6 protein-coding genes are annotated in these 8,679 nt (G+C 66.9%); all 6 read left to right on the forward strand.

What is annotated here, in order from left to right:
* The first annotated feature begins 18 nt into the window (after positions 1 to 18).
* Complete coding sequence (locus CHB74_RS12400) at positions 19 to 435, forward strand: ExbD/TolR family protein (RefSeq protein ID WP_089219926.1); 417 nt, start codon at positions 19 to 21, stop codon at positions 433 to 435.
* A 21-nt stretch (positions 436 to 456) separates the two neighbouring features.
* A complete protein-coding gene (locus tag CHB74_RS12405) occupies positions 457 to 714 on the forward strand; it encodes a hypothetical protein (RefSeq protein ID WP_089219927.1) in 258 nt (85 codons plus the stop codon).
* Positions 715 to 742: 28 nt separating this feature from the next.
* A complete protein-coding gene (locus tag CHB74_RS12410; protein WP_089219928.1) occupies positions 743 to 1,450 on the forward strand; it encodes a TonB-dependent receptor in 708 nt (235 codons plus the stop codon).
* Positions 1,451 to 1,499: 49 nt separating this feature from the next.
* Entirely contained in the window at positions 1,500 to 3,341 is a 1,842-nt protein-coding gene (locus tag CHB74_RS12415; RefSeq protein WP_089219929.1) for a putative porin, read from the forward strand.
* 17 nt (positions 3,342 to 3,358) lie between these two features.
* On the forward strand, positions 3,359 to 4,147 hold the full coding sequence (locus tag CHB74_RS12420) for a hypothetical protein (protein ID WP_144033792.1): 789 nt from the start codon (positions 3,359 to 3,361) through the stop codon (positions 4,145 to 4,147).
* 121 nt (positions 4,148 to 4,268) lie between these two features.
* The coding region (locus CHB74_RS12425; RefSeq protein ID WP_218821431.1) for a filamentous hemagglutinin N-terminal domain-containing protein at positions 4,269 to 8,679 on the forward strand (4,411 nt) is incomplete at its 3' end.

Here is an 8,679-nt window from a genome sequence, read left to right on the forward strand (position 1 = left end):
CATCAAGGAGTTCAGGCCATGGCCATCCAGGTCGGGGGCAAGAAGCCCTATAACGAGATCAACATCACCCCGTTCGTCGACGTGGTGCTGGTGCTGCTGATCATCTTCATCCTGATGACGACGGCGGCGGTGCAGGGGATCAAGGTGGACCTGCCGTCCGCCTCCTCGGCCCAGACGCTCGACGTCCAGAAAAGCCGGGTGATCGCGGTCAGCAACGACGGCACGGTGTCGATCGACGCCATCCCCGTGTCGATGGCCGAACTGGAAGCCCAGCTTCGCGCCTCGATCGCCACCACCCCGGATCTGGCGGTGATCCTGCGCGGCGACCGCGCCGTGCAGTACGACCGGGTTATGCAGGTGCTCGACATCTGCTCGAAGGTCGGCGTGCCCAGCCTCGGCATGGCGTCCACCCGCCCGCCCGGCGGCGGCGCGTGAGCCGGGAGGGAGTGATGCGTCATGCGCCTCTTACGCCGGCTCCTCGATCGGCTGACCGACCGGCGACCCACCATCCGGCCATCGCGTTCCCGGCGGCGGCCCTGGTGGCGGCGCAGCGCACGCCCCTGGCTGCTGCTCGGCCTTCTGGTCGGGCTTTGCGCGGCGATCGCCCTGCTGCTCGCCCAGCACAGCCCCGCGAAGGCCTTGCCGGCGGCGCTGTCGACCGCCTGGACGCCGGGCGGCTTCACAGCTCCGGACGATCACCCGGACTCGCCATGAGCCGTCCGATTTCGAGAGGGCGTTCATAATGGCCGCCGCGACCCTGATGCCGCCGCGCGGACCGGAGCGTCCCCGCCGCAGGCAGTCGCCGATCACCTTCGGTCGCATCCTGGTGGTGCTGGGCATCGGCGTGGCGATCGTGATCGCCTGGAACCTCACCCATCGGGACGCGGTGACCGAGCGGCCGAACCAGGTGACGACGACGACGGTGATCCTGCCGCCGCCTCCGCCGCCGCCGCCTCCCCCGCCCGAACAGGTCCAGCAGCCGCCCGAGCCGACGGTGGCGCCGCCGATCGATCAGCCGGTCGACACGCCGCCCCCGCCGGATCAGTCGAGCAGCGATGCGACACCCGGCGACAATGCGCTGACCGCCCGAGAAGGTGCTGGCCCTAGCAACTACGGGCTGGCCGGCGGCGATGGGTCGGGCACGCGGATCGGCGGCCGCCCTGGCGGCGGCGGCGGCGATGGGTTCGCGGCCTATGCCAACAATGTGGCGGTGCCCTGTCTGCGCCGTGCGGCCCAGGCCGACCGCGAACTGTCCCGGGGCCGGTACACGGTGCGCCTGTCGGTGTCGGTGGATCCGAGCGGGCGCATCTCGCGCATCGGCGAGATCAGCGGCGGCGATGCACGGCGCAACGCTCGGCTGCGCGAGGTGCTGACGGGCCTGCAGTGCCAGGCCCCGCCTGCCAACCTGCCGACGATGAACATCGAACTCAACGCCCGCTCGGGAGGCTGATCGCATGTCAGCGCAACACCCAGCGACCACACTTCCGAAGGGGAACATCATGACCAGCCTGCCCAAATCCACTTACCGGCTCAGAGCCGCGCTGATGGCCTGCGCCGCCGGCGTGTCGTTGCTGGCGTCTCCGGCCTTCGCGCAGGAAGAGGGCACGACCGTCGATCCACGCCTCTTGGTCGAGCAGTTGGTCGCTGAAGGCATCCTCACCCGCGAGCAGGCCGATCGTATGATTGCCCGCTCCACCGTCCCGGTACGGCAGGCTGAAGCGCCCGCCCGTCCTCCGCTGCCTCAGGCGGGCGTCGCTGCCGACGGCACCCAGACCGTCACCTATGTCTCGCCCGTCGTGCGCGAGCAGATCGCCCAGCAGGTGCGCGCCGAACTGGGCACGCAGGCCCAGGCCGAAGGCTGGTCGCGTCCCGGCGAGACGCCAGAATGGACGCGCCGCATCCAGCTCTACGGCGATGTGCGTCTTCGCGGCGAGGCCCGTCGCTATGACGACGGCAACGCCGACATCTTCGCCGACTACGGCGCGATCAACGCCGGACCCGGCCAGAACATCAACGACCAGACGCCGGGCTATATCCCGCCGCCGTTCCTCAACTCCTTGGAGGATCGGCAGCGCTTCCGCGTCCGCGCCCGTCTCGGCGTGAGGGCCCAGATCGACGACTGGATCTCGGCGGATATCCGTTTGGCCACCGGCGCTGACAACGGTCCGATCTCGACCAACCAGACGCTCGGCCAGGACGGCACCGGCAAATACCAGATATGGCTCGACCGCGCCTCGCTGCGCCTGACCCCCATGGAGGGAGCCGCAATCGACTTCGGCCGCTTCGCCAATCCGTTCTGGACCAGCGATCTCATCTACGATTGGGACATGAACTTCGACGGTATCGCAGGCTCTGTGACCGCGCCGGTATCGGACCGTTTCTCGGTCTTTGGCTCGGCTGGCGCCTTCCCGGTGTTCAACACCGACCTGAACTTCGGCTCGCGCAACGCCCCGACCGCGCCGGAGACCGGCGAGGACACGTATCCCGGCATTCGCGGACCCTATGAAAGCCAGGACCGCTATCTGTTCGCCGCCCAGGCCGGGTTCGACTTCAAGCCGAGCGACCGGATCAACGTGCGGCTGGCGGGTGCCTATTTCCACTACGACAATGTCCAGGGGAAGGTCTCGGCGCCCTGCTACTACTACGAAGTCACCTGCTCGACGGACGCGACGCGCCCAGCCTTCCAGCAGTTCGGCAACACCATGTTCCCGATCCGAAACATCATCCCCGATCCGCTCAACATCCCGCAGAGCCCCGAGAACCAGTACTTCGGGCTGGCGTCGAACTTCCGCACGCTCAATATCCGCGGCGCGGTCGATTATCGCGCCTCCGACCGCTTCGCCTTGCGGCTGGAAGGCGACTTCGTCAAGAACCTGGCTTTCGATCGTGAGCTCCTGCGCGGGACCTACACCGAGGCCGATGGCTGGAGCGGCCGCGCCGTCAACAATCTGGGACCGGCGATCCGCGTCCCCGATCCGCTCAACCCCGGCCAGACGAAGTTGCAAGACGGCGCGTTCGAGGGTGGCGACACCGGCTGGTCGGCGCGCCTGACCGTTGGTTCGGTGTTGAACCTCAACTGGTATGGCGACTGGGTGGCCCAGACTGGCGATTGGAACGCCTTCATCGGCTACCGCCGCCTTGAATCCGATGCGGTGATCGACGCCTTCGCCGACTCCGATATGCACATCGGCGGCACCAACAACCGCGGCTGGACCATCGGCGGCAACTACGCGATCGGCCGCAACACCATCTTCGGCGCGCGCTGGCTGTCGGCCGAGGAAGTGGCCGGCGCGCCGTTCAGCGTCGACCGCCTGTTCGTCGACATCATGACGCGGTTCTGACCCCGGAGACGAATGACATGTCCACGTTGGCGCTCCTGATCGTCTCGGCCTCGCTGCGTTTCCACCGGCGCAGCGGCCGGTTCGAGCGGCCATCCCCGTCGGAGGCCCTCACCGGACAGGGGTGGACGTCGACGTTCGATACTCGAAACTCCGGCGCCGTCCCCGAGGTGATCGCGGCCCGTTCCCTCATGGGCCCAAGGCGACACATGGCGGCGTCGGAGACCGGCGGAGCGGGTCAGCGCCAGCGCCCGCTTATGCCCTTCATGATCCTGCGGCCGTGGCCTTGGCGGCTCCCGCGCCGTGCGGAAGCGGCGAGCCCGTCCGTGGCCCGCCTTCGTGGACGGGTCTCGCTCGCTTGCTTCGCATTGATCCTCAGTGTGGCGGGCGCCGGCTCGGCCGCGCAGGCACAGGAACGGTCACCTGCCACGCAGCCGCGCGCGCCCGACATCGTGCTTCCGCCCGTGACCGTCGAGGCGGAGCTAGGTTCATCGGCATCGACCGCGACGCAATCTGGCCGCATCGGCGGGCCTGCGCCGGGCCCCTGCGTCACCGTCGACATCGCCGGCCACCGCGCCGGTCATCTCGAATGCGCGACCGACCGGCTCCAGGCCGCCGCCGAGACCGCCCAGGCGCAGACGCGCTCGGCCATCGAGACGCCGGTGATCGGCGCGGGCTCGCCGGACGTGCAGACCGGCGTAGCCAACCAGACTGCGACGCGTCAGCGCATGGGCAACACCTTCGGTACGTCGGTCCATCCGCAACGGCCCAACCGGCCCGTCTATCAGCCGCGCGGAGGCACCCCATGAGCTTCCGCCAAGTCCCAACTGTGCTCGCCGGCGCGCCCTTTGGCGCCCGTCACGTCTCTGTCTCTCGATCCAATGAGTCTGTCGCCGCGCTGCCGGCCGCCCCTTTGCTGGAGTCCAACCGATGACCGCCCCGACCCCTACCGCCCCGTCCTCTACCGCCAAGACCAACCCGCTTCGCCAACGCCTGCTCATCGGCGCGTCGATCGGCGCCATGCTGTTCACCGGCGTCGCCGAGGCCCAGGACCGCTCCGGCGGCGGGCGAGTGTTTAGTGGTCGCGGCGGCGGCGATCCCACCGCGGCTGCGGCCCGAGCGGCGCAGGATCAGGCGACCCGGGCCAACGAGACCAACAGCGCCACCCAGCGCGCCATCACCGCCTTCCGCCGCGCGGCCGAGACGCGCCAGGCGATGAACGACGCGCAGGCGGCCGCCCGCGCGCTCGCCCGCGCGACCCATGTCACCGTCCCCAACGGCATGGGTCCGGGCGGCTTGCAGGTGGCGAACGGCGTCGAGCTGGACCCGAGCCTGTGGGTCGGCGCCAATCGTCCGGTGCAAAGCGAGGGCGAGAACGGCCGCACCAATGTCTCGATCGAGCAGACGCAGCAGCGGGCCATTCTCAACTGGGACAGCTTCAACGTCGGCCGCGAGACCGACCTCAGCTTCAATCAAGGCGGCGCCGACTGGGTGGCATTAAACCGCGTCGTCGGAAACAGCGCCAATCCCTCGCAAATTCTCGGCTCGATCAAGGCCCAAGGTACTGTCCTGATCCTCAACCAGAATGGCGTCATTTTCGGCGGCGCGAGCCAGGTCAATGTCCGGAACCTGATCGCATCAAGCGCCAGCATCTCGAACGAGCAGTTTCTGAACCGGGGAATATACTCTCCCTTATCCGGCTCAGACTACCTCGCGGCGTTCACTAATGCTCGCGGCGCTGTGACGGTTGAGGCCGGTGCGCAGATCATCACCAACACGCCCGCCTCGGTAACGTCCGGCGGCGGCTACGTTCTCTTGATGGGCACGGAGGTCCGCAACGACGGCACGATCATCACGCCACGCGGACAAACCGTGCTTTCGGCGGGCGACGATTTCATCATTCGACGGGGCTACGGCACCGAGGAAAATCCGTACTCGACGACGCGCGGCAACGAGGTGCGCGGCCTGATCAACGCTGGTTCCACCAGCGGAACAGTGACCAACGCCGGTCTGATCGAGGCGGCGCAGGGCGACATCACGCTCGCCGGCAGGACCATTCGGCAGGATGGCGTCGCCTTGGCCACGACCAGCGTCAACCAGCGCGGCACCATCCACCTGCTCAACTCCGCAAGCGACGGCCAAGGCTCGGTGACGCTCGGAAAGGACAGCCTCACCGTAGTCCTGCCCGAACTCGAAAGTGACGATACCGCCCTCAACAGCCAACGCGACGCGCTGATCGCACAAAGCAACACCGCGAACCTAAACCGGCATACCACGACCGGTGGTGGTTTTGACGACCGGTCCTTGCTCGCCGATCGGCTGGATCAGTCACGTATCGAGATCGTGACGGGCGGCAACGTTACGTTCGAGGGCGGTTCGCAGACCATGGCCCAGGGCGGCCAGGTCGCGGTGCAGGCCGGCGCCGGACGGATCACCGTGGAAGACGGTGCGCGGATCGACGTCTCGGGGGTGATGGGCGTCGCGCTCAACATGGCCGACAATTCCATCCAGGTGAATATTCAGGGCAACGAACTGCGAGACAGTCCCGCCAACCGGGATAGCGACAACCTGAAGAACCAGAATGTCTGGATCGACGTTCGTGATTTGATTTTGCTGCCGGACGGGACTGGCGGCTATGATGGTGATCGCTGGTACACCCCAGGAGGCTTGCTCGAAGTGGGCGGCCACCTCGCCAACATGTCGCATGGCATAGGTGAGTGGGCGGCCGTCGGAGGCACGATCACGCTTTCCGCCAGTGAGATCGTCGCGCAGCAGGGCGCTGTTTTCGACCTGTCGGGTGGCAGCCTAGACTATCGATCGGGCTACATCCGCTCGACCCGGGTCATGGGCGCCGATGGGCGCATGTATGATATCCGCAACGCACCAGCGCATCTTCAGATTGTCGCTGTCGGAAACGCCTTCATTCGCCGCCACGACCGCTGGGGCGACATGTACACGGAAGTCTATTCCGACCCGCTGTTTTCGCGTGGCACATCACAGCGATGGGAAGACGGCTACACCGTGGGACGTGACGCAGGTCGTCTGATCCTGTCTGCTCCGACAGTAGTTTTCGATGGCGATATCGTCTCCGAAGTCATCAACGGTGAGCGACAGGTCAATGCTCGCGCTAATGGCGTGGCGGATGGTTACAAACTGGGACAGCACACCGTGGCGCGGGGCGGCGCGCTGACAGTGGCGAACGTCAACGCGATGGGCTTCGACACGCCAAATAGTAGCCGAATCGTCATCGGCGACATCGACGCCGCTGGCGTGGAGACGGGTGAACAGATTCCGGCAGAACGGCAGGGCAGCGTGCTGCTCGATGCCGATCGACTGACCGGATACGGCTTAGGCGAAATCACCCTTGTCACCGATGGCGGCATCGCCATCGAAGGCGGTCTGACGCTCGCGGACGGCGGAGAGTTGAACCTCGTCAGCGGCAATATCGCGATCGGCGCAGACGTCACAATACGCAGCGGCACCGTGACCGCCACGAACCGAGCGACCATCGACGGCGTGTCCGGGACAGGCGACGCAATCCTGCTGGGAGATGGAAACCCCGCTTTCCGCCTGGGTGACGGCGCTACGATCGATCTTTCCGGCATCTGGAGCAACGCGCGCATCGCAAGCGGAGAACCGCTCGCGCTCGCCCATGTCGATGGCGGCAGTCTGTCGGTCCGCATGGTGGAAGGATCGGTGCGCCTGGAGGCAGGGAGCACCGTGGACCTTTCCTCCGGCGCGGCGCTTCTGGACAACGGCACGCTGATGGGCGGACGCGGCGGCGATCTGACTTTGATCGCCAACGAGGATCGCTCGGCCGTTCCGGGCGGCGTGGATATAGACCGCACCGGAAAGGAACTGCTGCTGGACGGCGTCATTCGTGCGCAGGGCGTCGTTGGCGGAGGCACGCTGACGCTCCAGTCGCCGAGCCCCGTCCTGTTCGGTGAAAATGCCTTGCTCGAAAGCGGGGTCTTGGGGGCCGGCGTCGAACTGCCGGCCGACGTCATCCTTTCCGAAGCAATAACTATAGTACCAGGCGCGCGGCTCCCGGTCGGCATGACCACGCGGCTGTCAAGCCTTCCGCCCGGGGTCCCGTCGCAAGGTCATTCCTCGTTCGAAGCTGTGATGGCAGCCGATGACTGGACGGTGCCGGCTGAATTCTCGAACGGCGTCTACTTCGATGGCGGCTTCGCCATGCCCGGCGATGTCATTCCCGCCGGTTCGATGGTGTCCTTGTACACCATTCCCAGAGGCGTTGTCCTGCCCGCAGCCGTTTTTCCGGACGGCATCCCGGTCGCGCCGTTCGATCTCGCATTGGCGGCGGGGGATATCGCGCCGATTGAGTTGGTCATTCCTGCTGGCAAGGTGCTGGCGCGCGGAACCGTCTTCGATCAGGACATCCTCTTCGGCGCCGCGTCTCGTTTTGACGCCTCTCTGCTCCGGAGCGGCTTCTCTCAATACGACATTACCAGCAGGGCCGGTCTGGTGGTGGCACCGGGGACGGATCTGACGGTCGAGACGCCGGTGCTGCGGGCGAGGGATGCAGCCTTCACCGCGGCCACCGGCACGCGACCGCAAGACATCCTGGAAAGCTGGATGCCCCCGCAGTTTCTCGAAAACCCGGAAACGGGTCGTCTGACCCCGCGTGCTGGAGCCAGCCTGTCGCTCCATGGCGCTTCGCTGGAGATCGGCCGCGACGCGCGGATTGCGGTCGATCCCGGTCATTCGGTCGATCTGGTGTCGACACGCCAAATGATAGTGGACGGCGCGATTATCGCGCCCGGCGGGGACATTTCTCTGCGCAGCGAGCCACTCCCCACCGAGACGGGGAACCTCTCGATCTGGATCGGGGAAAGCGCGACCCTGGACGCAGCCGGCCGGTCATGGACGGCCAGAGACGCGCGGGGGCTGCGGTACGGGATCGCCCAGAGCGGCGGCTCGATACGCATCGGACTGCCGAACTATGATCGCGTGGCAGAAGATCTGTTGAACGCAAGCCGTGCGGCGGTCGTGATCCGCGAAGGCGCGGTGCTCGACGCATCGGGCGCGTCCGCGACGATAGACATCGGCATGGGCCCGCTGGATGCGGCGCGCACCGTGCAACTCGCCGGAAACGGGGGCCTGATCCAGATCGGCTCGATGGTCGGCATCGTCAACGACGGGACGATGCGCGCCGCAGCAGGGGGCGTTGGGGCCGCCGGTGGCCGGCTCAACCTCGTGCTCGAGAATCAGGTGCTGGCGCCGAGGGCGGTGCGGACGCTAACGGTCAGCCAGGATCGCGTGGCGAGCGGCATGCCCAGCGAAGCGCGGCCGGGCGACAGGCTTTCTGATGGCCTCCTGG

The sequence above is a fragment of the Edaphosphingomonas laterariae genome (assembly GCF_900188165.1).
Lineage (GTDB): Bacteria > Pseudomonadota > Alphaproteobacteria > Sphingomonadales > Sphingomonadaceae > Sphingomonas_E > Sphingomonas_E laterariae.

Coding starts and splice junctions, on each gene's coding strand:
- CHB74_RS12400 (WP_089219926.1), top strand. CDS start 19: ATGGCCATCCAGGTCGGGGGCAAGAAGCCCTATAACGAGATCAACATC.
- CHB74_RS12405 (WP_089219927.1), top strand. CDS start 457: ATGCGCCTCTTACGCCGGCTCCTCGATCGGCTGACCGACCGGCGACCC.
- CHB74_RS12410 (WP_089219928.1), top strand. CDS start 743: ATGGCCGCCGCGACCCTGATGCCGCCGCGCGGACCGGAGCGTCCCCGC.
- CHB74_RS12415 (WP_089219929.1), top strand. CDS start 1,500: ATGACCAGCCTGCCCAAATCCACTTACCGGCTCAGAGCCGCGCTGATG.
- CHB74_RS12420 (WP_144033792.1), top strand. CDS start 3,359: ATGTCCACGTTGGCGCTCCTGATCGTCTCGGCCTCGCTGCGTTTCCAC.